The 24,535-nt window shown below is 58.8% G+C and carries 29 protein-coding genes; 26 read left to right on the top strand and 3 right to left on the bottom strand.

Annotated elements, in window-relative coordinates:
- The first annotated feature begins 276 nt into the window (after positions 1-276).
- The 13 genes from GGD50_RS09345 (at position 277) to GGD50_RS32715 (ending at position 9,511) form a co-directional block, all read left to right on the top strand.
- Positions 277-624 (top strand): hypothetical protein, encoded by a 348-nt coding sequence (locus GGD50_RS09345; protein WP_107108833.1) that lies wholly within the window; start codon positions 277-279, stop codon positions 622-624.
- Positions 581-2,065 carry a phage terminase large subunit gene (gene terL, locus GGD50_RS09350; protein ID WP_181316076.1) on the top strand — a complete coding sequence of 495 codons (1,485 nt, stop codon included), beginning with the start codon at positions 581-583 and terminating at the stop codon, positions 2,063-2,065. Before GGD50_RS09345 ends, terL begins: the two co-directional genes overlap by 44 nt.
- A gap of 46 nt (positions 2,066-2,111) precedes the next feature.
- Positions 2,112-3,512, top strand: a complete 1,401-nt coding sequence (locus GGD50_RS09355; protein WP_107108583.1) for a DUF1073 domain-containing protein — start codon at positions 2,112-2,114, stop codon at positions 3,510-3,512.
- Between the two features lie 49 nt (positions 3,513-3,561).
- Positions 3,562-4,677: a DUF2213 domain-containing protein gene (locus GGD50_RS09360; RefSeq protein ID WP_107108582.1), complete on the top strand. Its 1,116-nt coding sequence runs from the start codon at positions 3,562-3,564 to the stop codon at positions 4,675-4,677.
- A gap of 27 nt (positions 4,678-4,704) precedes the next feature.
- Positions 4,705-5,175 (top strand): structural cement protein Gp24, encoded by a 471-nt coding sequence (locus tag GGD50_RS09365; RefSeq protein WP_107108581.1) that lies wholly within the window; start codon positions 4,705-4,707, stop codon positions 5,173-5,175.
- 3 nt (positions 5,176-5,178) lie between these two features.
- Entirely contained in the window at positions 5,179-6,150 is a 972-nt protein-coding gene (locus GGD50_RS09370; protein WP_107108580.1) for a DUF2184 domain-containing protein, read from the top strand.
- 69 nt (positions 6,151-6,219) lie between these two features.
- A complete protein-coding gene (locus GGD50_RS09375; RefSeq protein WP_107108579.1) occupies positions 6,220-6,717 on the top strand; it encodes a DnaT-like ssDNA-binding protein in 498 nt (165 codons plus the stop codon).
- On the top strand, positions 6,717-7,073 hold the full coding sequence (locus GGD50_RS09380; RefSeq protein ID WP_107108578.1) for a hypothetical protein: 357 nt from the start codon (positions 6,717-6,719) through the stop codon (positions 7,071-7,073). The genes GGD50_RS09375 and GGD50_RS09380 overlap by 1 nt, the downstream gene beginning before the upstream one ends.
- Positions 7,074-7,322: 249 nt before the next feature.
- Positions 7,323-7,742 (top strand): hypothetical protein, encoded by a 420-nt coding sequence (locus GGD50_RS09385; RefSeq protein ID WP_107108577.1) that lies wholly within the window; start codon positions 7,323-7,325, stop codon positions 7,740-7,742.
- Positions 7,743-7,778: 36 nt separating this feature from the next.
- Complete coding sequence (locus GGD50_RS09390) at positions 7,779-8,210, top strand: phage tail terminator-like protein (protein ID WP_107108576.1); 432 nt, start codon at positions 7,779-7,781, stop codon at positions 8,208-8,210.
- A 3-nt stretch (positions 8,211-8,213) separates the two neighbouring features.
- Positions 8,214-8,699 carry a hypothetical protein gene (locus GGD50_RS09395; RefSeq protein WP_107108575.1) on the top strand — a complete coding sequence of 162 codons (486 nt, stop codon included), beginning with the start codon at positions 8,214-8,216 and terminating at the stop codon, positions 8,697-8,699.
- 81 nt (positions 8,700-8,780) lie between these two features.
- Entirely contained in the window at positions 8,781-9,182 is a 402-nt protein-coding gene (locus GGD50_RS09400; RefSeq protein ID WP_107108574.1) for a hypothetical protein, read from the top strand.
- Positions 9,183-9,205: 23 nt separating this feature from the next.
- A complete protein-coding gene (locus GGD50_RS32715; RefSeq protein WP_107108573.1) occupies positions 9,206-9,511 on the top strand; it encodes a phage tail assembly chaperone in 306 nt (101 codons plus the stop codon).
- 206 nt (positions 9,512-9,717) lie between these two features.
- On the opposite strand, the gene GGD50_RS09410 is transcribed toward GGD50_RS32715, so the two are convergent.
- The gene (locus GGD50_RS09410; protein WP_107108572.1) at positions 9,718-10,395 is read right to left on the bottom strand and encodes a transposase; all 678 of its coding nucleotides are present in this window, start codon (positions 10,393-10,395) and stop codon (positions 9,718-9,720) included.
- Between the two features lie 91 nt (positions 10,396-10,486).
- Positions 10,487-10,810: a hypothetical protein gene (locus GGD50_RS09415; protein WP_107108571.1), complete on the bottom strand. Its 324-nt coding sequence runs from the start codon at positions 10,808-10,810 to the stop codon at positions 10,487-10,489.
- Positions 10,811-10,920: 110 nt separating this feature from the next.
- Here GGD50_RS09415 and GGD50_RS09420 point away from each other — a divergent pair, with 110 nt between their 5' ends.
- Positions 10,921-11,124 carry a hypothetical protein gene (locus GGD50_RS09420; protein ID WP_146143996.1) on the top strand — a complete coding sequence of 68 codons (204 nt, stop codon included), beginning with the start codon at positions 10,921-10,923 and terminating at the stop codon, positions 11,122-11,124.
- A gap of 29 nt (positions 11,125-11,153) precedes the next feature.
- On the opposite strand, the gene GGD50_RS09425 is transcribed toward GGD50_RS09420, so the two are convergent.
- Positions 11,154-11,708, bottom strand: coding sequence for a hypothetical protein (locus GGD50_RS09425; protein WP_107108570.1), 555 nt, complete (start codon positions 11,706-11,708; stop codon positions 11,154-11,156).
- A 61-nt stretch (positions 11,709-11,769) separates the two neighbouring features.
- Here GGD50_RS09425 and GGD50_RS32550 point away from each other — a divergent pair, with 61 nt between their 5' ends.
- The 12 genes from GGD50_RS32550 (at position 11,770) to GGD50_RS09480 (ending at position 24,493) form a co-directional block, all read left to right on the top strand.
- Positions 11,770-14,283, top strand: a complete 2,514-nt coding sequence (locus tag GGD50_RS32550) for a hypothetical protein (protein ID WP_210203684.1) — start codon at positions 11,770-11,772, stop codon at positions 14,281-14,283.
- Complete coding sequence (locus GGD50_RS09435; protein WP_107108568.1) at positions 14,283-14,927, top strand: hypothetical protein; 645 nt, start codon at positions 14,283-14,285, stop codon at positions 14,925-14,927. Before GGD50_RS32550 ends, GGD50_RS09435 begins: the two co-directional genes overlap by 1 nt.
- 3 nt (positions 14,928-14,930) lie before the next feature.
- On the top strand, positions 14,931-15,551 hold the full coding sequence (locus GGD50_RS09440; protein WP_107108567.1) for a hypothetical protein: 621 nt from the start codon (positions 14,931-14,933) through the stop codon (positions 15,549-15,551).
- Entirely contained in the window at positions 15,548-15,976 is a 429-nt protein-coding gene (locus tag GGD50_RS09445) for a DUF6950 family protein (protein WP_107108566.1), read from the top strand. The genes GGD50_RS09440 and GGD50_RS09445 overlap by 4 nt, the downstream gene beginning before the upstream one ends.
- Positions 15,977-16,080: 104 nt before the next feature.
- Positions 16,081-21,546: a phage tail protein gene (locus GGD50_RS09450; RefSeq protein WP_183937685.1), complete on the top strand. Its 5,466-nt coding sequence runs from the start codon at positions 16,081-16,083 to the stop codon at positions 21,544-21,546.
- 4 nt (positions 21,547-21,550) lie between these two features.
- Positions 21,551-21,982 carry a hypothetical protein gene (locus GGD50_RS09455; RefSeq protein WP_183937687.1) on the top strand — a complete coding sequence of 144 codons (432 nt, stop codon included), beginning with the start codon at positions 21,551-21,553 and terminating at the stop codon, positions 21,980-21,982.
- On the top strand, positions 21,972-22,424 hold the full coding sequence (locus GGD50_RS09460; protein ID WP_183937689.1) for a hypothetical protein: 453 nt from the start codon (positions 21,972-21,974) through the stop codon (positions 22,422-22,424). The genes GGD50_RS09455 and GGD50_RS09460 overlap by 11 nt, the downstream gene beginning before the upstream one ends.
- Positions 22,411-23,064 (top strand): DUF4376 domain-containing protein, encoded by a 654-nt coding sequence (locus GGD50_RS09465; protein WP_183937692.1) that lies wholly within the window; start codon positions 22,411-22,413, stop codon positions 23,062-23,064. Before GGD50_RS09460 ends, GGD50_RS09465 begins: the two co-directional genes overlap by 14 nt.
- A 138-nt stretch (positions 23,065-23,202) precedes the next feature.
- Complete coding sequence (locus tag GGD50_RS32720) at positions 23,203-23,532, top strand: hypothetical protein (RefSeq protein ID WP_246451143.1); 330 nt, start codon at positions 23,203-23,205, stop codon at positions 23,530-23,532.
- Positions 23,516-23,836: a hypothetical protein gene (locus tag GGD50_RS32725; protein ID WP_246451112.1), complete on the top strand. Its 321-nt coding sequence runs from the start codon at positions 23,516-23,518 to the stop codon at positions 23,834-23,836. The genes GGD50_RS32720 and GGD50_RS32725 overlap by 17 nt, the downstream gene beginning before the upstream one ends.
- Before the next feature lie 60 nt (positions 23,837-23,896).
- On the top strand, positions 23,897-24,214 hold the full coding sequence (locus GGD50_RS09475) for a cell wall anchor protein (RefSeq protein WP_183937694.1): 318 nt from the start codon (positions 23,897-23,899) through the stop codon (positions 24,212-24,214).
- Positions 24,215-24,241: 27 nt separating this feature from the next.
- The gene (locus GGD50_RS09480) at positions 24,242-24,493 is read left to right on the top strand and encodes a hypothetical protein (RefSeq protein WP_183937696.1); all 252 of its coding nucleotides are present in this window, start codon (positions 24,242-24,244) and stop codon (positions 24,491-24,493) included.
- Positions 24,494-24,535: the final 42 nt, after the last annotated feature.

Consider the following 24,535-nt stretch of genomic DNA (forward strand, 5'->3'; position numbering starts at 1 on the left):
AGAAGCCTTTTGAAGGAAAAAGGGGAGCAATCTTGCTCTGATCGTCGGACGACAGAGTGCGATATCTTAGTGTAATTTCAAGTGATTATCTGTGACGCGATCAAAGATTTCGCAATCCTTGCAGCCGTCTTATCGATCAAGGGTGTCGCCAACTGCGCCGAATTAGGGTATTGATTTTGGCATGATGAGAACAGTTGCAGCGACGCACTGTTGACCGCAAGCGGCTCCGTTGTCAGCCGCGAGTTTCCTTTCAACGTTCCATCGGAATTCCAAAGCATGTCCACTGCCGACAAGCCTGTCGTGCCGCGCAAGCCGCGTGCGCGCCCGCGAAAAACCGCGTCTGCCGGCGATACGCCGCTCGACTATATGCTGAAGGTCATGCGCGATGACGAGGCGGATCAGAAACGGCGGGATGAAATGGCGAAGATCGCCGCATCCTATGTTCATCAGAAACCGAGTGAACGCCAGAGCAGCGGCGCCAAGGGCGGCCAGAGTTTCACGATCGACTTAACCAACGCCACGGATGAGCAGCTTGCGACACTTGAATCCCTCTTCGGTCCGCTTGCCGGACCCGGCGGCGATGATGGCCGCGATACGCGAGGAGCGGACGAGACGGAAGGCTGAGGCGGAGCGGACGGAACTAGCCCGGCAGATTGCCGAGAACGCCGAGGGTATTCGGGCGCGCTGTCAGTCGCTTGTCGGTTTCGTCCGCGAAGCCTGGCATGTCGTCGAGCCTTCCGTCGACTATGTCTATGGTTGGCATATCGATGCCATCTGCCGACATCTCGAGTCGGTGACATCTGGCGAGATCACGCGATTGCTGATCAATGTGCCGCCAGGCACGATGAAGTCGCTGCTCTGCGGTGTTTTCTGGCCGGCTTGGGAATGGGGGCCGAAGAACATGCCGGAGATGCGCTATCTCGGCTCGTCCTATTCGGAACATTATGCCAAACGCGACAATAGGCGCATGCGCGATCTCGTCGCCTCGGAATGGTATCAGACGCTTTGGGGCGACCGGGTGAAGCTGACGCGGACGGGCGAAATGGCCTTTGCCAATACGCACACCGGCTTTCGCCAGGGTGTGCCATTTTCAAGACTGACCGGTGGGCGCGGCGATCGGGTGATCATCGACGATCCGCATTCGGTCGATGGCGCGGAATCCGAAGCGGAGCGGCTGTCGACCATCCGCACCTTCCGCGAATCCGTGCCGACGCGGCTCAACGACCCGCAGCGCTCGGCGATTGTCGTGATCATGCAGCGGCTGCACGAGGCGGATGTCTCGGGCGCGATCCTGGCGCTTGGGCTCGGTTATGAGCATCTGATGCTGCCGATGGAATTCGAGCCGGAGCGCCGATGCCGAACGTCGATCGGTTTCGAAGATCCGCGGACGGAGGAGGGCGAATTGCTCTTTCCCGAGCGGTTTCCGCGTTCGGTGGTCGAGCGGGACAAGGTACCGCTCGGCTCCTATGCTGTCGCCGGCCAGTTTCAGCAGCGGCCGTCGCCACGCTCGGGCGGTTTGTTTCAGCGTGGCGATTTCGAAATCGTCGATGCCGTACCGGCGGGCGCGAAGCGTTGCCGCGCCTGGGATTTTGCGGCCTCGAAGGAGCGTCCCGGTCGCCAGCCGGATTGGACTGTCGGCCTGCGCATGGCGCAAGCCAACGGCATCTTCTATGTGGAGACTGTCACCCGTGGCCGCTGGTCGCCGGCAGAGGTCGAGCGCAATCTGAAGAACATGGCGACGCAGGATGGGCCGGCGGTGATGATCCGCATGCCACAGGACCCTGGCGCCGCCGGCAAAGCCGATGCGGAGACGAAGATCAAGTTGCTTGCCGGCTTTCCCATTAAGGTCATGTCTATCACTGGTGACAAGGCGACGCGCGCCAAGCCGGCTTCTGCGCAGGCGGAGGCTGGAAATGTCAAATTGTTGCGTGGCGATTGGAACGAGGCATTTCTCGATGAGGTCTGCGCCTTTCCGAATGCGCAGTTCGACGATCAGGTGGATGCCTTGGCCGACGCGCTGAACGAGCTGGCCTTAGGCTCCTCCTTCAGCTTCAAGAATTTCTAAGGCCCTGCAAGGGTCTCTCCTTCACATAGATGCCAAAGGATAATCCATGGGACACGTACTCTCGATGGTTCGCGATGGGCTGATGAACCTTGCGTCTCGCATGGGGACGGAGCGCGACAAGGCGGCATCGGTCTTCTATGCCCAGCCGATCCTGACCGACGAACAGATTATTGCCGCCTATCGCGGTTCGTGGCTGCCGCGCAAGATCGTCGATATCCCGGCCCTGGACAGTTGCCGCAAATGGCGCAACTGGCAGGCCGAGAGTGATCAGATCGGGGCGATCGAGGCCGAGGAGCGCCGGTTGAACCTGCGCGGCAAAGTTCTGGAAGCCGCTAAGAAAGGGCGGCTCTTCGGTGGCGCTGCTTTGTTCATCGGCACCGGCGACGCAGATCCTTCGCAGCCGCTCGATGCAGAGCGCGTCGGCAAGGGCGGGCTGAAGCATCTGACCGTATTGACACGTCGTCAACTTGCCGCGGGGGAGATCGAGCGCGACCCGACGTCGGAATGGTATGGCAGTCCGAAATTCTACACACTGATGGGCGCGAACGGATCGCAGGTTGCCATCCACCCGTCGAGACTGGTGATCTTCAACGGCGCCATGGCGCCGGACGAGGATTTTGGTGGCACACTGGGGCAGGCCGGTCATGGCTGGGGCGAGAGCGTGCTCACGGCGACCTTCGATGCCATCAAGAATGCCGACAGCACGGCGGCCAACATCGCCAGTCTCATTTTCGAGGCGAAGATCGACATTATCAAGGTACCGCAATTCTCGGCCAATATCGGCAATCAGGCTTACGAGGATGCTGTACTGCGCCGCTATACGCTGGCCAACACCATCAAGGGCGTCAACGGGACGCTGATCCTCGACAGTGAGGAAGAGTACGATAGCAAGAGCGCGCCGCTGGCGGGACTGACGGACATCCTCATGGCTTTCATGCAGATCGTCTCCGGTGCCGCCGATATTCCGGTCACGCGCCTGCTTGGCCAATCTCCCGCCGGTCTCAACGCGACCGGCGATGGCGACATGAAGAACTATCACGATCGCATCCAGGCGATTCAGGAGCTCGATTTCACACCCGCCATGTCACGACTGGACGAATGCCTTATTCGCTCCGCTACGGGCGCCCGCGATCCCGAGATCTACGCTACTTGGGCGCCGTTGGAGCAGATGAGCGAGAAGGAGAAGGCCGAGATTTTCAAGACTAAGGCCGATGCCGCGCGGGCCTTGTTTGGTTCGTCTTCCGGTCAAGAAATCATCCCGCGGCAAGCATTGTCGGAGGCACTGGTGAACACCTTTGTCGAGGACGGGTCGCTGCCGGGACTGGAGGCGGCGATCGAGGCTTTTGGCGGGGGTCTGCAAGAAGGCATATCCGAAGAAACCACACGTCAGAGCCAGGAACAAAGCCCGGCATCTGCCGCCTCCGCAGCGAACCCCGCCTTGTCATAGGCGGCGGAACCATCTGCCAAAGTCGATTCCGACCAAGGGACATCCAATCATGAATTTTACAGACATTGTCACCGTCGCGGGAACGCGGCGGACTGGCGACGGCTATCTTGTCGCCGACGCCCGGATCGCTCGCACGGGTATTCAGAACTATCTCGGTGCGGAGGTCGGCAGGCCGGAAATGCGCACCGTGCGGGTCTATCGGCCGGGTGCGGAAGTCTTTTCCCAGGATACGCTGAAGAGTGCTGCTCACCGACCGGTGACAAATGAGCATCCGCCGGAAATGGTCACGTCGGCAAACTGGAAGACCTACTCCGTCGGCCAGACCGGCGATGAGATCGCCGGCGAGGGCATCTTCATTCGCGTGCCACTCATGGTCAGTGACGAGGCGGCCATTCAGGACATCGAGAGCGGCAAGCAGGAGCTGTCAGCCGGCTATGTCTGCGATCTCGACTTTACCGCGGGCGTGACGCCTGCCGGCGAAGCCTATGACGCCGTCCAAAAGAATATTCGCATCAATCATATCGCCATTGTGCGCCGTGGCCGTGCGGGATCGAAAGTCCGCATCGGCGATGTGGCAGCACCGTGGGGCTGCGCTCCTCTCGCAGCCCCACGCTCCAATTCCGATCACCATTTGAATAAGGAAGGAATGATGATCACAAAGACAATCACCGTCGATGGCGTCGGCATCGAGGTCAGCGACCAGGCTGCGGAGCTTATTGCGACGTTGCAGCAACGGCTCGCGGACGCCGACATCGCAAGCCAGAAGGCCATTGCCATTCGCGATGCCGAACTCGATGCCGTCAAGGCAGGGCTGTTGTCCGATGCTGAGATCGAACGGCGAGCCGAGGCCCGCGCCGATCTCATCGGGCTTGCCAAGGCGATCGTCGGCAACGTGAAAACGGCAGGTCTTTCCGACACGGCGATCCGCAAGGCGGTCGTCCTCGCCAAGGTCGGCGAAGCGGCGGTCGAGGGCAGATCGGACGCCTATATCGACGCTCGTTTCGACATGCTAGCCGAGGCCATCCGTGAGACGCCGGATCCTTTCGCGGCCGTGGTCAAGGACGGCATTACTACCGAGCAGACGTCGATGTCCGCGGCGTTCAGTGCCTATGCCGCCATGGTGCGTGACCTGCGGTCCGCTCACCTGCCGGCCAATCCCATCTAACCAGGTCAACGAAAAGGAGACGCTTCAATGGCGACTTATCAGACCACCTATGGAAACGCTCCTCAGAAGGGCCTGCACGGGCAGATCGCTTCGGAGGAAAAATCCAACAAGATCAGCCGTACGGTGGAAAATGCCGCCGGTATCAAGTTCGGCCAGCCGGCCCAGCGCGGTCTCGCCGATCATGGCGTTGCGCCCTATGCCGCAGGTGGCAAGTTTCTCGGTATCGCTGTGCTGACGCCGACCGTGCTGCCCGGCGCGACCCAGGTGGACGGCTATGCGCAGTTCATCACCGGCGCCTTTCTGACCTCGGGCCAGATGTATGTGCGGGCGGGCGGTGCGGTCGCTGACGGCGACGCCGTCTATTACAACCCGGTCACCAATGCCTATGTCAACGCCGCTGGCACCGGCATCGTCGGTCCCATTCCCGATTGTTTCTTCGATACGAGCGGCGGCAATGGTGACATCGTCGAAATCTCGCTCAAGCACAGGAGCGCTTAATCCATGAACCAGTTCGTTCGACAGCATTTCGCCGATGCCCAGGCAGCCTATTCCTTCGTCATTGCGCAGGGCCGCAACATCGAGACGCGCATCTATCAGCGTCGCTACCCCACACTCAATTACGGCCTGCATGTACCTGTCGTCACCGAGGGCAACGAATGGGCTGCCGGTACGACCTTCTTCACCGTCGATAGCGCGGGCGAAGCGAAGTTCCTCTCCGGCGCCGGCACGGATATGCCCTTCAACCAATCGACGCGTGACAGCGCCAGTCACGATTTCGCAATGGTCGGCTCCGGCTGGGAATGGAATCTGGAGGAGGTCAATCAGGCGGCGCTCTACAATCTCGATCTCAACGCCTCCAACGCCATCTTTGCTGCGGACAAGATCGAACGTCTGCTCAACTCCGTTGCCATGGTCGGCTCCGCGGAAAAGGGTTGGACGGGTTTTGTCAACGATCCCAATGTCTCGCGCGTCGATATTGCCGCGGATGGCACGGGCTCTTCGACCTTGTGGTCCGCCAAGACGGCCGATCAGATCCTGCGCGATGTCAACGATCTCATCGGCGGCGTGCGCGAAAGCACCGGCGAAGTGGAATGGGTGGATAGTCTGCGCCTGCCGCCGGAAGCCTTCCGCCTGATTGCCACCAAGCGGCTTGCCGATGGCGACGGCTATATCACCGTGCTGGAATTCTTGCGTCAGGGCAATGTCTACACGGCGGAGACCGGCCAGCCGCTGGATATCCAGCCGCTGCGCGAGCTTGCGACGGCATCCCAGGATGGCGGTGGCCGCATGGTCGTCTATCGCCGCGATCCGGAAGTCCTGCGCTTCCATCTGCCGATGCCGCGGCGTGTGCTGCAGCCACGCCAGAAATCGATCATGAGCTTCGAAACCGGCATCATCGCCCGCACCGGCGGCACGGAAGTACGCCTGCCGGCCGCGATGGCCTATGGCGACGAGATCACGGCTGCGTCGTGACTTTGATTTCCCTCTCTCCGCCTCGGCGGGGAGAGGGGCTGCGCCGCCTCATTTACCGCTGGAGTTCTCATGTCTGCAGCTTTCTACGGCACGCTCGATGCTGCCAATACCTATTTTGTCGATCGGGACAACGCAGCCTGGGCTGCCACCGGAGACAGTGAGCGCACGGCTGCCCTAGTGCGCGGATCGCAGGTCGTGGACGGCTTGTACGAGTCGCGTTTTCCCGGCCTTCGCGCTGGTGGTTATGACCAGGCTCTGTCCTGGCCGCGGAAGGTGGCCAGGACGGCCAATGGCGAGGCTGTTCCCGAAGATGTCGTGCCGTTGCCGATTACTTACGCTGCCTATGAGGCGGCCGCTGTCGAGCTCGCCGAACCTGGCAGCCTGACCCCCGTGGTCACTGCAGCGCAGACCGTCAAACGCGAAAAGGTCGGGCCGCTGGAGACGGAATATGTCGCGGCCGGTTCGCCAGCCGACATCATTTCTTCGGCAAGGCCGGTTATGACCATTCTCGACGGTCTGCTCTATCCCTTCTTGCGTCCGGTTCTGCCGGGCATCCTGGTGGTGTGATGGCCGCTTTCGACTATGCCAAAACCCGCACAACGGCCGAGCGGCTGATCGCCAAATTCGGCCAGCAGGCTCTGCTTAGGCGCATCACCAATTCAGGTGCGGATTACGATCCCTTCCAGACGAGCCAGGATTTTGCCTGCGTGCTGGTCGATCTCGATTATACGCAGGCGCACATTAGCAATACGCTGATCCAGCGCGGCGATAGGATGATCTATCTGTCTACGGCCGGGCTTTCGATTGCGCCGATGCTCGAGGACAGATTGCTGATCGCCGGCGTTGAGCATGCGATCTTCGATGTGCTGCCGCTGTCGCCGGGCGGGATTACAGTGCTCTGGCAGCTACAGGTGCGCCAGTGAGCGCCTTTGCCCGCTTCCGCGCCGCGCTCGTTCTTTGGTTGGTTTTCCGGTTTCTCCTGGCGCTGGACCGATTGATGTCGTTGTCAGAGAGCGAGCGGCAGGGGAGGCAGAGGGCTGCCCGGGAAAGTGGCGTTTCCGCGATCCGCGTGCGCTATGGCGCTTCGACCTTGCTGGATTTCGAACGGCGCACTCCGTCGTCGGGTGTAAGCGCGTGCCGCCAAAGCCGAATCATTTCAGAGGGCTGATACGATGGCTTCTTCCAATTTCTCCGATGCCGTTTCCGCCTGGGTTGAAAAGACCAAACGGCGGATGGAGGATGTTGTTCACACCTCCGCGACCCGGCTTGCTGAGGCCGTTATCGAGGGCACACCGGATGACAGCGGCGCGCTGGTGCATTCGTTCCAGGCCTCTGCTTCAGAGATACCGGTCTTGCGGTCAGGGCAATCCTCCGACACAGCGCCTGCGGGCAGCTACGGCTTCGATGCCGGGCCGGTCAATCTGGCGATCCTCGGCGTGCCGTTAGGCGGCAGGATCTATATGGGGTTTACCGCGCCCTATGCGGCTGCTGTCGAATATGGGGTCGACGGCAAGGCGGGCGCCGGCATGGTGCGGCTTGCCGCCCAGCGCTGGTCCGACACCGTCGAGCAGGCCGTGCGCGAGACCGCGTAACGCAAAACTCCTTCAACTCACAATCAGGCGGGATTCATGGCGACGGGAACGGACGCACTCATTCTGGCTGCGCTGCTGGACCACTTGGCGGCGCTGACTTTTACGCCGCCGCTGCCGGTGGCGCAGCCGGGCATTGCCTTTCCGCCGGCAGGGCAAATTAAGCCGGATAAATATCTGGCCGTCAGCTTCCTGCCCAACCGCACTCGGCAGGTGACGCTCGGCGACGATCCGCAGCAGAAGCGCGGGCTTCTGCAGGTTTCCGTCTATTGGCAGGCCGGCGGCGGGCTGATCAAGCCGCTCGATGCCGCCGGCCGGCTCATCGACCATTTCAACAACAAGACGCTGTTCGCCTCTGGCGTGAAGATCACGATCAGTAGCGAGCCGTGGGCCGCAGGCCCGATCCAAGAGGATGACCGCGTGCAGATACCGGTCACCATTCCCTACACCGCCTTTGAACCGGAGAGATGATCCATGGCGAATAAAAGTACCAAGAAGGGCTCCAAGGTCTACGTATGCGAGACGCCCCAGAATAGCGATCTCACGGCCAGCGCCTATGCCGCGCTGACCTGGGTGCAGGTGGGCAAGGTCGGCAAGGTCGGCGATTTCGGCTCCGACTCCACCATCAACAATTACAATACGCTGGATGAGCCGGTGCAGCAGAAGCAGAAGGGCGTTTCCAACGCCGGCGATCCGGAGCTCGAAGTCGCCTCCATCGCCGATGATCCCGGCCAGATCATCCTGCGCACCTTCGGCGATCCGCCTAATATCAACAACATGGCGATCAAGGTCGAGCGCAACGACGCGCCGCAGGGCAAGACCAACACGGTCTTCTATTCGCGCGGCGTCGTTTCCGGCCCGCTCTATCCGGGCGGCGGCTCCGACGATTTCGATCTGGAGAAGTTCAAGATCGGGCTCAACCAGCTTCCGATCCGCGTCGATCCTGTCACTACGCCGTAAGCGCCATCTTACGGAATCTTGCGCGTCGCTCTCCTGCGGCGCGCGGCCACTTTCAAATGTCCCAACCGATAAGGTGTTTCCTTGGATATCTCCAGTCTCGTCAATTCCGAAGATCTCTTCGAACTGCGGCTCCTGCATCCGGCCACCGAGGAGCCGCTCGGCATCTCCTTCATGATCCGCTCGGCCGAGAGCAACGAGGTGAAGAAGATCGTTCGCCAGCATAGCGACCGTTTCCTTGCCAGCCGCAAGAAGAAGCTGACGACCAGCAAGGTCGAGGCCGAATATCTCGACAAGGCCGCCGCCGCCATCGCTTCCTGGAGCTGGGGCGAGCAGCAGTGGAAGGGCGAGCAGCCGGCACTCTCCTTCGAGAAGGCTCGCGAAGTCGTCGAGGAAGCCGGCTGGATCTATGATCAGGTGGCCGGCGCCTCGGAGGACCGCGCAAATTTTATGAAGAGCTTGCCGAAGGGCTCTCCGAAGCCGTAAGGATCGTCGCACGCTATGATTGCGTGCGCGATGCGAACGGCGAGACCCGGCGCGAGCGTAACGAGGCCTTCGAGCTTGTAAGCCCGGAGGCCGAGGTGCCGGAGGCCGGCTATGCGCTCTGGGACTGGTTCTGGGACCTGCGTTCGGCGCAGGCCCCCGGCTTTTCCGGCCCCGCACCGCTCTCTCATCAGGAAATGCTTGCCTGGCTGCACCTGACCGGCAACCTTCTGCGCCGCGAGGACATCGCCGTGCTGAAGGCGATGGACGGGCGCTATTGCCAGGCGGTGGAGGAGGAGACGGAGGCGATCAGGGCGCGGGAGGCGGGGTAAGCTTTTGCTCTTCCAACAATTTTTCTGCGATTTTGCCGACGACACGATCAATGCAAATCCGCCCATGTCATACCATCCACTGATACATCTGGTTCCAAAACGTTAGAAGCGTCATTACCGACATAAGTGCATTTTGAAATGTGCCGTGTGGGCGTCCCGTAAGTATTCGGCTCGAATTACGGTGACAGAATTACGGTGACAGAGCACTAATTCTCGCCCATGAGGGCCTTAGCTTTGCGGCCGCGACGAGCCGGCTTGAGGGTGGCGTCGGTGAGGTCTTCGAGCCAGTCGAAAAAGTCGGTATTGCCAATGGGGCGGCCGATGCTTTCGGCGCGGCGAAGCGCGGCAAACGCCATCTCTTCTTCTCCGGCAGCGAGGAGGGCGGCGAAATCGGGAAAGCGAGCACGAACCGGTGTTATGGTCGTGACGCCGTTATCCTCAATCAGTCCAAGTTGGGCCGCGACACTCGACCTTCGCCAATCGGCAGCCCGTTCGACAAGGCGAGCGCGCACCGGATTGAGGGCGACGTAGCGGAGCGCTGCTGCCAGATGCTCTTCATCCATGGCGACACAACCGAAGCGGCCCTGCCAGAAATGGCCGGTCCGGCGCAGCCTTGCATGAATACGGCCGGCGTAGACGCGATGCACGCGAGATAGAGCCCGGCGAATGCCGTCGGCATCCGCCGGCACGAGAATGAGGTGCACATGGTTGGGCATCAATATCCAGCTCCAGACCTCGACACCGGCGGCGCGACAATAATGAGCTAGGAGATCGCGATAGAGCGCATAGTCGTCATCGCAAAAGAAGGTTTGAGCCCGCCTGTTGCCGCGTTGGGTGACGTGATGTGGAGTGTCAGGGATGACGATACGAGCGAGACGGGCCATTGGTTGCTTTGGTCAAATCTGGAAGTGTATTTGAATGCACTGTCACCGTAATTCTTGCATAATTCTTAGTTCAATTAATGAAGAGCGACATTCAATATTTATATTTTTGATATTTATCGAGTTTTATGAGTATATCGTTCTTGCCATTCGATAATACCTCAATGCATTTATCTTTGCTTGGCTTTAATTTGGTAAATTTAGGTCTATTTTTCATTTCTTCTTCAAGGCTGTTGAGCTTTTCTGAAACCTTCGTGTCGTCGATCACACTTTCGATCGCTCTTTCTGCCCCTCCACGAACTGCATCGTAATAATCCAAACCCAAGGCGGTACGGCATACGTAAGCATGAGCTATGGCAGTCAGTGCCGCATTGACAACCGTATTGGACAATTCAGTCCGCGTACTATCGTCTGCCATTACACTATTACTCCACAAACACATACAAATAGCCGCAAAGGTACAGCGCATTTTCATCTCCTGATTGATTTTAGTGGATATAAGACAAGTTTCCCGGAAAAGGAAAGCCCATGACGGACATTGCAACGCTGACTTTAACGGCTGATAGCTCAAGTATTAAGGCCGCGAACACCAATCTCGCCAGTATGACAGTGGCTACTTGGAATGCACAGAAGGGAACGGGAGCTTTAGCAAAAGCATTTGCTGTTGTAACTGGGAACGCCACAGCTTCACGAGGAGCACTTGACAAAGTAGCGGTGGGCGCTGCCGCATAGGGAGAAGGTAAACATAGTTGGCTGGACTACTATAGACCTTCCGCCGCCTTTCGAAGGTTCTCTTCGGCGATACCCGTAAGTGATTTGGACGTTAGTCGCGAAAACTCGGAAATATCTAAGGGTTTTAACCCTGTTACGAACGGAACGACGCTGGACTGTTTGCCGTCAAAAGAGAAATACTCGCACGCGAGCTTTGTTGTCACAGTTTCGGCGTTTTCGTCGTCAGCGGAAAATTGTAAATTTAGCATATAGCGTACCGGTCGCTCAGTTCCGTCGTCAAAACGCTCAAGAGCCTCTTTGCGCAATGCCTTTAATGGCGTGCCTTCAAAATAATTATCCAATTCGGATCGTGTGACTGGCATTGAAGTGATGTTGAAATCATGGCGCCGATAGCTTGAGGGTTTTACGAGCGCGCCTTTTAGATTTTCTTCGCATGCGGTAACGAGCGGTGGATCAAAAAAGTTGCAGCCGCTCAAGGCCGACGTTGCAAGCAAAGCGCTCGCGATGATTGAAGCCCGCTTCAAATAGCTGAGGTGTGGGCACACAGCGGCTGCGTCTGCAGCCGTAGATAAAAGATACAGCACGAAATTTTCCCAATGAGACAACCTAGAGACGATACTCTGCTATTCAGGGGAGGGCAAGCCTATGTTAGACATTGCAAGACTTGGTATTGTCATTGATGCATCCCAAGTACGCTCCGCAGCAAACGATCTTAGCGTATGGAATGCGGAGGCCACACGGGCGGAAAAGAAAACAAGCGCAGCAGCGCGAGCCATCGACGATATGAATGGCAAGGTTCGGGTCGCTGGCGGAACGATCGGCAAAGCAAACGCAGAAGTTATAAAACTTGCGGCAGCGAACGGCAAAGTGGCAGCAAATGCCACGACTACTTTCGCAGTTGCGCAACTCATTAATAGCGCGCCGCCAACCACACAAGCATCAGCCAGCGGTGCTAATAGAAGCATGTTAGATTTTAGTCATCCTACGGGATATTCTAACTTCGATTTTATTCGTGAACGCGCCTCGGGGGCAGGTGAACCCCTTCGCAAGAGCGAAATCCAGGAAGTTGGTGAAGCAATACATTGGTTTCTGCAGCTTGTTGGGCCGTTTGTTAGTGATGCGAAAGCAAAACTTGCTGCCACTCAAGGCGATAACATATTGACTCGGCTGTTGCGCGAGACCGATCTCAATAAACAAGCCACGGCATTTGAGGAAATAAAAAAAGACCGGGATGAAAAGAAAGATAGAAGCACGCTGAGCGGCGATTCTATGCCGCAATTTAAGAAAGACGCCGAAGACGCTGAGAAAATGCTTAGTGTGGCAAATACTATATATAAAAGTAGAATATCTATAAACGAAAAATACCAAGAATCAGAGAAAATTCTAGATAACTTTATGAAAGAAAACTATAATATTGTTGCGGACGCGAGAATTCAGCGGAATACTCCTGGTGCGAGTTATTATGAGTTTGCGGCGCCGTTGGAAAAGTTGATCAACGGATTACAGCACATGGACGCCGTTCCGGAGGATGTGAAAAAAGTTATCGAGGGTATTGCAGCAGCCCGAGCGAAGCCGGAAAATCTGGACGTGGCGCCCGACTTGGAGGCGTTACAAAACTCTTGGGAAAATAATTACGCCAGCTTGATTTCGCAGAGATTGGAAAAGATTCAAGAGACGAGTACGGAAGCTAAAGCTGCGGTTGTAAGCTATATGACTAACGGAGGTGCACCGGGAACTTCGGTTGATGCGACAAACATTAACAACGTTGGGGCATCGAATGCTGCGACGCAAATAGTCGCTTCAAAGTTAGTTGAATGGGCAAATAGTTCCTCAGGATTTGTTAATGGAATGGCCGCCATCACGCGATTGCTTATTCCAGGGTTGGCAAGTTTGTCCAGTTCGGCTGCGACAACGAATTCTGGCGCAAAAATTGCCGATCAATCTACCGTTAGCGTAGAGGCGAATCGAGTTGCAGGACGGACCGATAATGACGTTGCTATTGGGAGATCAGCAAAGGCCATTGATAACGCGACAAAATCCTCGGCAGCTTACGCTGGACAAACCAAGCTTACTACACAGACCTCCACCCAATCCGCTGCCGCAACAGACAATGTGACATCGAAGGTCGTCACGCTGAAGCAAAGTCAGGACGATCTTCAGAAAAGTGGTGCAGCGCAGTTGGTGCAAATGCCGCAATTGACCAAGGCGGCCAACGATCAGGCTGATGCCTATCGGCGTGTCGCCGAGGCGCAGGCGCTGCAGAAGCTCGCGCGCGATATCCAGTTCCAGCAGGATCAAATGGGCCGCTCGACCATCGATCAGACTGTTGCTTCGACACAGAAGCAATATGGCCTGCCGGTCGATATGAATTCGGCCTCGGCCAATATCATTCGTTACAATGAGCAGCTGAAATATGCTCGCGAGCTTGCCGGCGATTTCGCCTCGACGCCGGTCAGCGGCTTGCGCAATGGCGAGGGGCTCTGGAAATCCCTGGGGAAGGCGGCGATTTCCGTGCTCACCAAGATTTCCGACAGGTTGCTGAACGATGTGCTCAACAGCCTGTTCAAGGTCAACAGCGCCGCCGCGGGCGGCGGGCTGTTCGGTGGTGGAGGTATTCTTGGCGGGCTCTTCGGCGGAGGCGGTGGGCTGGATCTCGGTATTCTGGCGCGATCGCCGCAGGCGGCGGCAGCCGTTGCGAGTGGCATTCCCGGCCTTTGGGCCGATGGCGGCTATACCGGCCCCGGCGGCAAGCATGAGCCGGCCGGCATCGTTCATGCCGGCGAGGTCGTCTGGAGCCAGAAGGATATCGCCCGGGCGGGCGGCGTCGGCGTCGTCGAGGCCATGCGGCTTGGCCGGCGCGGCTATGCCGATGGCGGCGTGGTCGGCGAGGGCGGCCCGAAATTGGTACGGGCGCAGCCGGATGCTCCCGTTCCCGTCCGTCGCCTCTGGGCTGATAATCAGAACGATGCCTCGGGCTCCGCTTCCGGTGTGCATGTCACGGTCGGCGTTTCCGTCGATGAGGATGGCAATCTGAAGGCCTATGTGAAGAATGTCGCGCAATCGGAAGCGCAGAGTTCGACGCGTCAGGGGCTGAACGATTTCAATCAGCAGCTTCCCGATCGCGTCGCGCAAATCAACCGCAATCCCCGGAGGCGCTGATGGCCGTTTCCTATCCCTACAGCCTGCCGGCCTTTGCCGATCTTCTGAAGATTTCCAGCATCGTCTGGGACATTCAGCGTAACGACGAGCTTTCCGGCTCCGGCGATGGCAGGGTCTGGCAGGCGGAGCTGGCGCCGCCGCTCTGGACCGGCACGGTGACGCTGGCCGACATGTACAATGCGGAGGCGAAACAGATCGCCGCCCGCATCCGCAAACTACACGGCGCCCAGGAGGCGCTTTTTCTTTATGATCCGCTGTCGAAATATCCGCAGGCCGATCCGGACGGGACGAAGATCGGGGCCGCGAGCGTCAGCATTGCGGCGCTCGGGGGCGATAATGCTTCGCTCAGCCTCAAGGGCCTGCCGTCGGGATATCGGCTGACCGTCGGCGACAAGATGCAGGTCGGCTATGGCGGCCGCTACGCCTTTCTCGAAGTCTCGGAAACGGCAAGCGCCGACGGGCAGGGGATTACGCCCGTCTTCGGCGTCTTCCCGCATCTGCCGGCGGGCTTTGCCGCCGGTCTCGGCGTGATCCTGCTGCTGCCAGCCTGCAAATGTCTGATCACGCCGGGCAGCCACAATCCCGGCGCCGCGAGCGGCCCGATCACCTCGGGCGCCACCTTCAAGGTCATTCAGAAGAAATAGACGATGAAGAACATCACCTCCGCCTTCTTCGCGGCGCTGACCGGCGCGCGCGACAAGGGGCTCGTGCCCCGTCGCTTCGTATGGATCACCGGCAAGGACCTGGCGAGCGGCGCGCCCGCTTCCGTTGGCCTCTGGACCGGCGACGACGACATCAACATCACGGTCACTTCAGGCGTCACCGGTCTGCCGGAGGCGCGGACCTATTATGGCGGCCTCAATCTGAAGGTGAGCCCGATCCCCCGCACCGCCGACCTGACGATCCAGACCGTGACCATCACCGTCGGCCAGATCGCGCCCGCCGTGCAGCAGCTCGTGCGCGGCTACGATCTGCGGCTGGCGCCGATCGAAATCCACGATATGTCGTTCGATACCGGCACGCGTCTGCCGAGTGCGGTGCCGGAAATCGCCTTTCTCGGCATTGCCGATGGCGCGCCGATCAAGACGCCGGCGGTGGGGCAGGACGGCGATATCGAGATCTCCGCCATCTCCGCCGCCATCGCCATGCTGGAACGCACCAATCCGGCGAAATCCTCCTATGAGGGCCAGAAGCGCCGCAGCGGCGATGAGTTCGGCCTTTATTCCAGCACCGTCGCCAATTGGCAGATACCTTGGGGGCAGAAGTGATTGATGATCTTGTCAGGCTCAAGAACTGGCGTGCTCGCTTTGTCGCCGAGATCGATCGGCTGAAGCGCACTCCCTTTGCCTGGGGCAGCCATGATTGCGGTCCGGGCCTTGCCGGCAATCTGGTGCTGGCGATCACCGGCATCGATTGCGCTGCCCAGTTTCGCGGCGAATACTCGACCGCCGCCGGCGCGCTGAAGACCATGAAGGTGGCCGGTTTCGACAATCTCGCCGATCTCGTCGCCAGCATGCTGCCGGAGATCCATCCGAGCCAGGCCCATATCGGCGACATCGCTGCCATCCCGCATGAAGGCCCCTTCGGCTACGCCCTCGGCGTTGTCAATGGCGAGCGCATTTTCGTGCTGCGCGAAACCGGCCTCGGCACCGTCGATCTGCTCGACGCCAAGCGGGCCTTCAGGGTCGGCTGAGCCGGCGACGCCACCGCTTTTTCTTTATCACCTATCGGTGATATGCCGCTGCCGACCAACCGGCGGCGCGCTTTTTCCATGCGTCTTTCGAGGTCGCCCGGTCCATGAAAATTTTGATTTTGATCCTGAGCGTCCTCAGCTTCTGGCTGATGGCGGATGCGGCGCATGCCGATCCGATCACTGCGGCGATCGCCGCGATTTCCCAATTCATCGGTTCGGTCGGTGTCATCGGCAAGCTGGTGCTTACGGTTGCCATCAATGTCGGCCTGTCGCTGGTCGAAAAGGCGCTGGCTAAGAAAGACCAGCCGCAACAGGCCGGCGCCAAGCTGGAAATCAGCATGGGCGATGACCACCCCATGTCCTTCATCATGGGCAGCTACGCCACCGCCGGCCGTCGCAAATATGCCGGCTCTTGGGGCGAGGATGGCAAGACGCCGAACGCCTATTTCACCGATGTCATCGAAGTCGGCAACCTGCCCAACTATGCCGGCGAACGCGGGCTGACCAGCGTCTGGATCGATGATCAGCAGGTCGGCGTGCTCTGGGAAGAGCCGCATCCCGATGGTCGCGGTTTTCCCGTTCTGCAGTATCGTGTGAAAGGCAAGGACTATCTCTGGATCAAATTTCTCGACGGAACACAGTCCAGCGCCGACGCCTTCCTGACTGCGAAATTCGGTTCCAATCCCGATCGCCCATGGAAGCCGACGATGATTGGCCTTGGCTGTCAGGTCGTCATCCTGACTGCACGTTATAATACCAATCTGTTCTCCGGCATTCCCGCCGGCCTGTACCAGCCGCATCCGGTGCCGCTCTACGATATCCGCAAGGATTCGTCCGTCGGCGGCAATGGCACCCATCGCTGGGATAATCCGGCTAGCTGGGAGCCGACGAGCAACCCGGCCACGATGATCTACAATCTGGCGCGCGGCGTCTACCGTGGGTCGGAATGGGTCTGTGGTGGCCAGAATATCGCTGCCTTCTGTCTGCCCGCCGCGAACTGGATGGCGGCGGCAAACGCTTGCGATGCTCCAGTTGCACTCGGTGACGGCACTAGCGAACCCGCCTTCCGCGCCGGCTACGAAGTGCAATGCGATCAACAGCCGCTCGACGTGATCTCCGAACTCTTGAAAGGCTGCAACGGCCGCATGGCCGAAGTCGGCGGCATCTTCAAGGTGCTTATCAGCACGCCTGGCGGCGCTGTCTATTCTTTCTCCGACGATGATATCGTCGTGACGGAGGAGCAGGATTTCCAGCCGTTTCCGTCGCTTTCGGACACCTACAACGCCATCGAGGCGACCTATCCGGAGCCCACCGAGAAGTGGGCGACGAAGGATGCGCCCGGCCGTTACAATGCCGATCTGGAAGCTCAGGACGGCAATCGCCGTCTGCCGGCACAGATCCAGTTGCCGACAGTTCCCTTCGCCAATCAGGTGCAACGTGTCGGCCTGGCGATGATCCAGGACTACCGGCGCTTCCGCGTGCACCAGGTATCGCTGCCGCCGGACGCCTATCCGCTGGAGCCGAACGATGTCGTTTCCTGGACTTCGGTGCGAAATGGCTATGACGAAAAGAAATTCCTTGTCGTCAAGGTCGAGCCACAGCCGAATTTCCTCATCGTTGTCACGCTGAAGGAAGTCGATCCTGCCGACTACGACTGGCACAGCGGTTTGCAATTGCCCACTGCTACAGGTTGGATCGGCCCCATTACGCCGCCCTCACAGCCAATGGTCGGCTGGACCGTCGAGCCGGCGACTGTGAAAGACGCCGGCGGTATCGATCGTCGGCCGGCGATCAAGATCAGTTGCGCGGCGGACATGGACGATGTCGAGCGTGTGTGGGTGCAAGTCCGCTTAAAGGAAACCGGCGATATCGTCTTCGACAGCGATAGCACTCGCTATGCTTCGCCATTCTCCTGGATAATCTCGGGACAATGGATGCTGTCGAACACCGACTACGAGGCGAGGGGGCGTTACATTCCCAAGTCCAACCGCGCCACGGATTGGTCGGCTTGGCTGAGTGTGAAGACGCCGAATGTCCTGATCCAATCGGGCGACGTTCTCGACAACGCGATCACCGCCTCCAAGATCGCCGATGCGGCGGTGACCGCCGAAAAGATTATGGACGAGGCGGTCACCAATCTGAAGCTCGCTGACGAGGCGGTTTCGGCGGCGAAGATGCAGGTAGCTGCCGTTACCGCCGACGTGCTGGCAAGCGGCGCGGTGATCTCTACGAAGCTCGCGGATGGCGCTGTAACCGCGGCAAAGATCGCTCAGGGTGCGGTCGATGCAACGAGCCTCGCGAGTAGCATTAAGGCTGTCGAAGTCGTCTCTTCTTTGCCAACCATAGGCAATGTCGAAGGCCGACAGGTTTATTTGACGACGGACGGCAAGCTTTATCGCTACTACAGCGGCGCATGGACGGCTGCTGTCGCTGCCGGCGACGTCAACGGGACGCTGAACGCTTCGCAAATTGCCGACGGCGCGATCACGAACAACAAGCTGGCAGCTCTGGCAGTCGATGCGAGCAAGCTTGCTGATGGCTCCGTGAGTGCCGCGAAGCTTGCGGCAAATGCGGTGGATACGACAAAGTTCGCTTCCGATATTCGGCCGGTGGAAATTGTCGCCAGCTTGCCGACGACGGGCAACATCGAAGGCCGAACGGTCTATCTAACGACAGATGGCAAGCTCTACCGTTATACCGGTAGCGCCTGGACATCGGCGACGGCGGCCGGCGATATCACTGGTCAGATCGTTGGAACGCAGATTTCCGATGGCACGATCTCTACGCCGAAGCTCGCGGCCGGATCGGTCACAGCCAACACGATCGCGGCCGGCACTATCACCGCCGACAAGATTGCTGCCAATAGCATCACGGCCGGGCAAATTGCTGCCGGCGCGATCAGCGCAACACAGCTCGCTGCAAGTGCAGTGACGGCTAGGTCGGTTTCAATCGGCGATTTCGCCAACATGGTCACCAACCCGTTCTTCGATCAAGGAGCGGCCGGCACGGACGGTTGGCTGCTGGGCGGTATGATCGCACCAAGCCGGGTTGTTGGCACATCCGGAGACCCCGCTCCGAACTATATCCGCATTCCGGACGCGAACGGCGGGATCGACTACGCCATCTTCGACCCTGGGCAGGCCACAACAGGCTCAATGCCCTGCTCGGCCGGGGATAGTTACTATGTCGAGTTCTACATCCGGAAGAACGGTGCGCCCACAGCGCCGTTCGGCTCTTACTTATCGGTCTCAGATCGCTTGGGTGCCAACACTGTATGGCCGCAGGTGTATTTTGCGCTCGCGGCGGATGTTCCGACAGTTTGGACGAAGGTGCAGGCGCTGGTGAACATTCCCGCCACCGTGGCGAACAATGGTATTCCGGCAAGGTTCAATCTTCAGCTCACCGCGCGCCCTGGCACGGCGAACAACAGTGGGTCTTACGACGTTGCGAAGCCGGTTCTACGCAAGGCTACCGGCGCGGTCATGATCGAAGACGGTGCGGTCACTGCCTCCAAGGTTGCCGCAAACGCCATCACGGCAGACAAGATCGCGGCGAATGCCGTAACGGCCGGAACCATTGCCGCGAACGCAGTCACGGCAGGTACGATCGCAGCCGGCGCGGTTTCGGCCTCGCAGATCGCGGCTGACGCGGTGACTGCAGACAAGATCGCTTCCAATGCTGTTACCACGGATGCGCTTGCGGTCGGCTCCGGCAAGAACCTGCTGCAGAACGCAAGCTTCTCAATGGGTTTGGATTGCTGGGCCATATCGTACGCGAGCGGTACAATCCCCGGCGTCGTTTTCGCTATTCGGCAGCCGGGAGACGTTGGGGGCTGGGTTGGATACAATTGCCCCACGTTGATGCTCTATCAAGGCAGCGGACCTACCGGATTTTACCAAGATGTAATGTGGCAGCGTCTTGACTACCCAAGTGGCGCAGGCAACTTGAAATATTCGGTCCCATGCCAACCGGGGGAGACATTTGAGTGCTCCGCTTACATATCCGCGCATCGATGCACCGTGGAACTACGAATTATCTGGGTAGCAAGCGACGGAACGGCGATTGGATACACTGGCCCCGCACAGAACAACGCGGTCTATGGCGATTCCCATAATCCCGATTTATGGACCCGCCTCCGAGTTATCGGTATCGCTCCCGCTGGCACAGTTGCGGCAGGAATTCATCTTCGGAAGCTCGATACCAATACCGGTCAGACGGACAGTTTTATGTTCGTCAACAAGCCGATGCTTTGCAGAGCGCCCGCTGGAGCAAGCGAGGCAACGCAATGGAGTGACGGCGGCGTAGTCACGATAAACAGTGGCGGGATCGTTGCGGGAGCGATAACTGCCGCCAAGATCGCCACCAATGCTGTGACCGCAGATGCGATCGCAGCCAATGCGGTGACGGCCGGCAAGATTGCGGCCGGCGCGGTGACGGCGGCCACGGTAGCGGCCGGCACGATCACCGGTGACAAGCTTGCTGCCAACACGATCGGCGCATCTCAGATCGCTGCTGGCGCGATCACTGCCAAGCAACTCGTGCTGACCGACTTTTCTAACATGGCGGACAACGGCTGGCAGGCGGGAAGTATCGCCGGCTGGACGACGCAAAGCCTACAGAACTTTTATCTCGACAACAGCCAGGGCGACGCCTCAGGCTATCTGTTGCAGTCGCTTGGGCGAGACTGCGCCTATTCAAACTTCGTGGCGGTCTCACCGGGAGAAACCTACGCCTTTGATGTTTGGGTGAATAACACCGATGCGAACTTGGCCAATGTCTATGCCTACGCGCGTTCGCCTACAGGTGTGATATCGCCTGCACTGATCACTGGAACGGGCACCAAAAACGCGTGGGTGCGCCTTCAGGGCAAGTACACTATCCCTTCCGGTATAACCGCGCTCGCCATGGACCTGCAGGTTGCTAAGACGGCCGGAACAGGGACCTCGTGCTACTGGTCGCGGCCTGTTATGCGCCGTGCTGTGAGCGCGGAGCTGATCGTGGATGGTGCGGTCACCGCAAACAAGATCTCGGTCAACAGCCTGGACGCACTCACTGCAAATCTGGGCGCAGTCAACATCAGCTCGGCTGTCATCGGCACGCTGCAGGTGGGCACGTCCAACATCTCCGGTGGTGCAGTCACCGGGGTGGGCGTCGGGCGTACGGCCGGCACACAGACGATCGGTGCTGGCGGCACCGTCAATCTGGTGAGCTGTGTCGTCAATGTTGCCGGCGATGGCCGTGTCGTGATCGACGCTATGACACTTGGCCAGTACAACCAGAATGGCGGTAGCCAGAACTCCCAGCCGATCGGCGTCAACATCTTCCGCGACGGAACGGCGATCTTCAGCCAGACCTACTATCTCGGCGTGGTTCAGACTGTCGTCTCTGGCACAGGTGGCAGCAATGGCAGCACCACACAGACCACGTATACGGCCGGCCTGGTCGCAGTCTCTGGCCTCTATGATGCCCCCGGCGCCGGCAACCACACCTACATCCTGCAGATCTATTGCCCCGGCAACACCATCGGCTGGAACGAAAGCAACATCACCGCAACATCTCTCAAGAGGTAATTCCGTGACCGCGTTAGAAGACAGAACGATCCATTACATCGTCTATGGCCCTGACGGCGCGATCCGCCAGAGCGGCGACTGTGCCTTAAGCCTGCTGCCGCACTATGCGGGCCTCTATGGCGCTGGCTTCAAGGCGGTGGAAGTGCAGGCGGACCAATACTGGCGTGATATCGACGCGCACTGTTATGTCCTAGACGGCACTATTATTTCCAAAGGCACCGCCGTTGAAGTGCCGGACCTCAGCATCAAAGCCGACGGCGTAGACGAAGTGCGCTTTGCCCTGCCAGTCGGGACCTCCGTCATTCACAGCGGCCGGATTGTCGCCGTAGAGGACAATGTCTTCGAATTTGTCACTGATATGCCCGGCGATCACGAATTTTCTTTCCAGGCACCGGCCGCCTATCGAGATTTCAAGGTGACAATCCATGCGGTTTGATCGTCGTGCCGACCTTGATCAGCTCAGGGCACAGATAGCGGCAGATATCGAAGCGCAAGCCGCTGATGCTCGCGGGTTGTTTATCACTCTCGTGCCCGGTCAAGACGCCATTTATAGGCTCAAACGGCAAGAAGCCCTGTTGATTGTTGCCGACTTGCAGCAGGGCGCGAACGTACCCGAGGGCGAGACACTGCACATCACAGCGGAAGCGGCCGGCGACGCCGTAAGCCGTTTCGAGAAAGCAGTCGAGATCCTCACACGAGATCAGCATTGGGCAAGCGGATCGCAGATGATCGAATGCGTCCGCCGATCGGCAAAGTCTGCCCTTGCCGCCGCGACCACAGCTCCCGAAATCCGCGCCGCTGCCATTATCGATTGGCGCGAAGTGCGCGCTTTTGCCCAAGCCCAAACACAGGAAAGGACTGCCTATGTATCGCATTGACAGCATGTATGAACCGATGATCGAGGCGCTGTTGTCGGCGCGCGCCGAGAACAAGACCGATCGGTGGATGGCGTCGGCCGCCTTCTGGCTCGGTCGACAGCAGATCTACAATGTTAAAGACTATTGGCTGGCGCTGGCTGCCAAGATTACCGTCGAGCTGCCGGCCTCTGAAAAGGATGCGATCATCGAACAGCTCAGTAAGCAGGAAATCACATTGGTGGATGCCGCCAGCGATTGGCCGGAAGCACCGCCAAGCTTGATGTCTATCGTGGCTGGCTGGTCGCCCGAACCAGTCTCGGTCGATTTGCAGGCCTATGCGGCGACCAAACGTTATGCTGTTGAGACTGGCGGCATCGTGTTTGGCGATATGGCGGTTTCCACCGATCGTCAGAGCCAAGCACTCATAGCCGGGGCCTATGCCTATGTACAGGCCAACCCTACCATCACCGTAAATTTCAAGACTGCGAACGGCTTCGTCAATCTGACGGCCGCGCAGGTGAGGGCCGTCGCCAATGCAGTCGGCGCCCATGTGCAGGCTAGTTTTGCGGCTGAGGATGCGGTTGTTGAGGCAATCACCGTAGGCACGATTAAGACGGCGGCTGATGTCGACGCCTTCCCTTGGCCAGTAGTTGCGGCATAAGGGAGGAGGCCCTTACATGGATAAAAGTTTCTAACCAGCGACGGAAATAAATACGCGGCTAAATTGCCTGCGTTGGAGAATATCCTCTCGATCTCCAATGCTTCGATGCCGAATTTAACACTAGCCAAAGGATCATTCATGGATCGTGCGAAATTCTTCGCGGCATTGCGCTCCTCGCTGTTCCGCGGACGGCTGTCGCAAAATCAGGCGAACGGCATGGAGGCCATCCTCGATGCCTGGGAGGAAAGCCTATGCGATGTACGCTGGCTCTCCTACATGCTGGCGACGGCCTATCACGAAACAGACAATACGATGTGCGCCGTCGTGGAGAACCTCAACTACTCTGCCGCTGGTCTCAAGGTGACATTTCCGAAATACTTCACGGCAGCGCAAGCGGTGATCTATGCCCGGCAGCCGCAACGTATCGCCAATCGCGCGTATGCAAGCACGTATGGGCAATGGCGATGAGGCGAGCGGTGATGGATGGCGCTATCGTGGGCGAGGCTTGGTACAGATTACCGGTTACGACAACTATGCGAAGTACAGCCTTTCTGAGGAGCCCGACAAGGCCCTCGATCCCGCCAAGGCTGTCGAGATCCTGTTCGACGGCATGATCAATGGCCGTTTTACAGGCAAGAAGCTGGCCGATCACTTCAACGCCACTGTCACCGATTGGACCGGCGCCCGCAAAATTATCAATGGCAGTGATCGAGCCACTGACATTGCGGACTATGCCAAGTCCTTCGCCGCGGCGATCGAAGCGGCGCGGTAATCGGCGTCGCGAGACTGCGACGGCTCGATACAATCATTTCTCCTAGCAAAGGATTATCACATGCGTGCTCCGCTCTTAGCGGCGGCGATCGGATTTGCTTTGTCCGGCTGTCAGACGGCATCGCTCAATATCGCGATCCAGCAAAATCTCCCGAAGGCTTGTCAAGCATTGGAAACCGCATACGCCGCTTTCACGTCAATTGCGGAAATCGGTACGGTCAAACAATCTATGATCGACAAGGAAGCCGCGGCTTACGTCGGCGTCCGAAACCTTTGCGTCAATCCCGAGCGTGAAACGGCCGCGGATGTCGTGGCACAGGTGGCGCAGGCTTACGCGACAATCGATGCTGCTCTCAACATTGCTCGACAGGCGCAGTAATTTTCACATCTTCATAAAGGAAATTTCATGTTTAATACCAATGCTTTGCACAATATTTTGAACATACTGATTACCTTGTCCGCGCTGTTTGTCGCTATTCTCCTGGCGACGGGTTGCACACAGTTGGGCGATGGCACTTTGGAATGTTCGCGATCCTTTTTCAGCCCGAGCTACACGGCCTACATCGTCGCCGCCCTCGGTGGGCTCAAGATCGTGGTCAATATTACCCGCGACGGGCTTTCTGGTTTGGTGAAGCCTCAGCCGCCCGTCGTTAAATAATAGCGCCCCTCCTAGCCATATTACTTGGCGGGAGGTGGTAGC

This window comes from Martinezella paranaensis, assembly GCF_014200235.1.
Lineage (GTDB): Bacteria > Pseudomonadota > Alphaproteobacteria > Rhizobiales > Rhizobiaceae > Rhizobium > Rhizobium paranaense.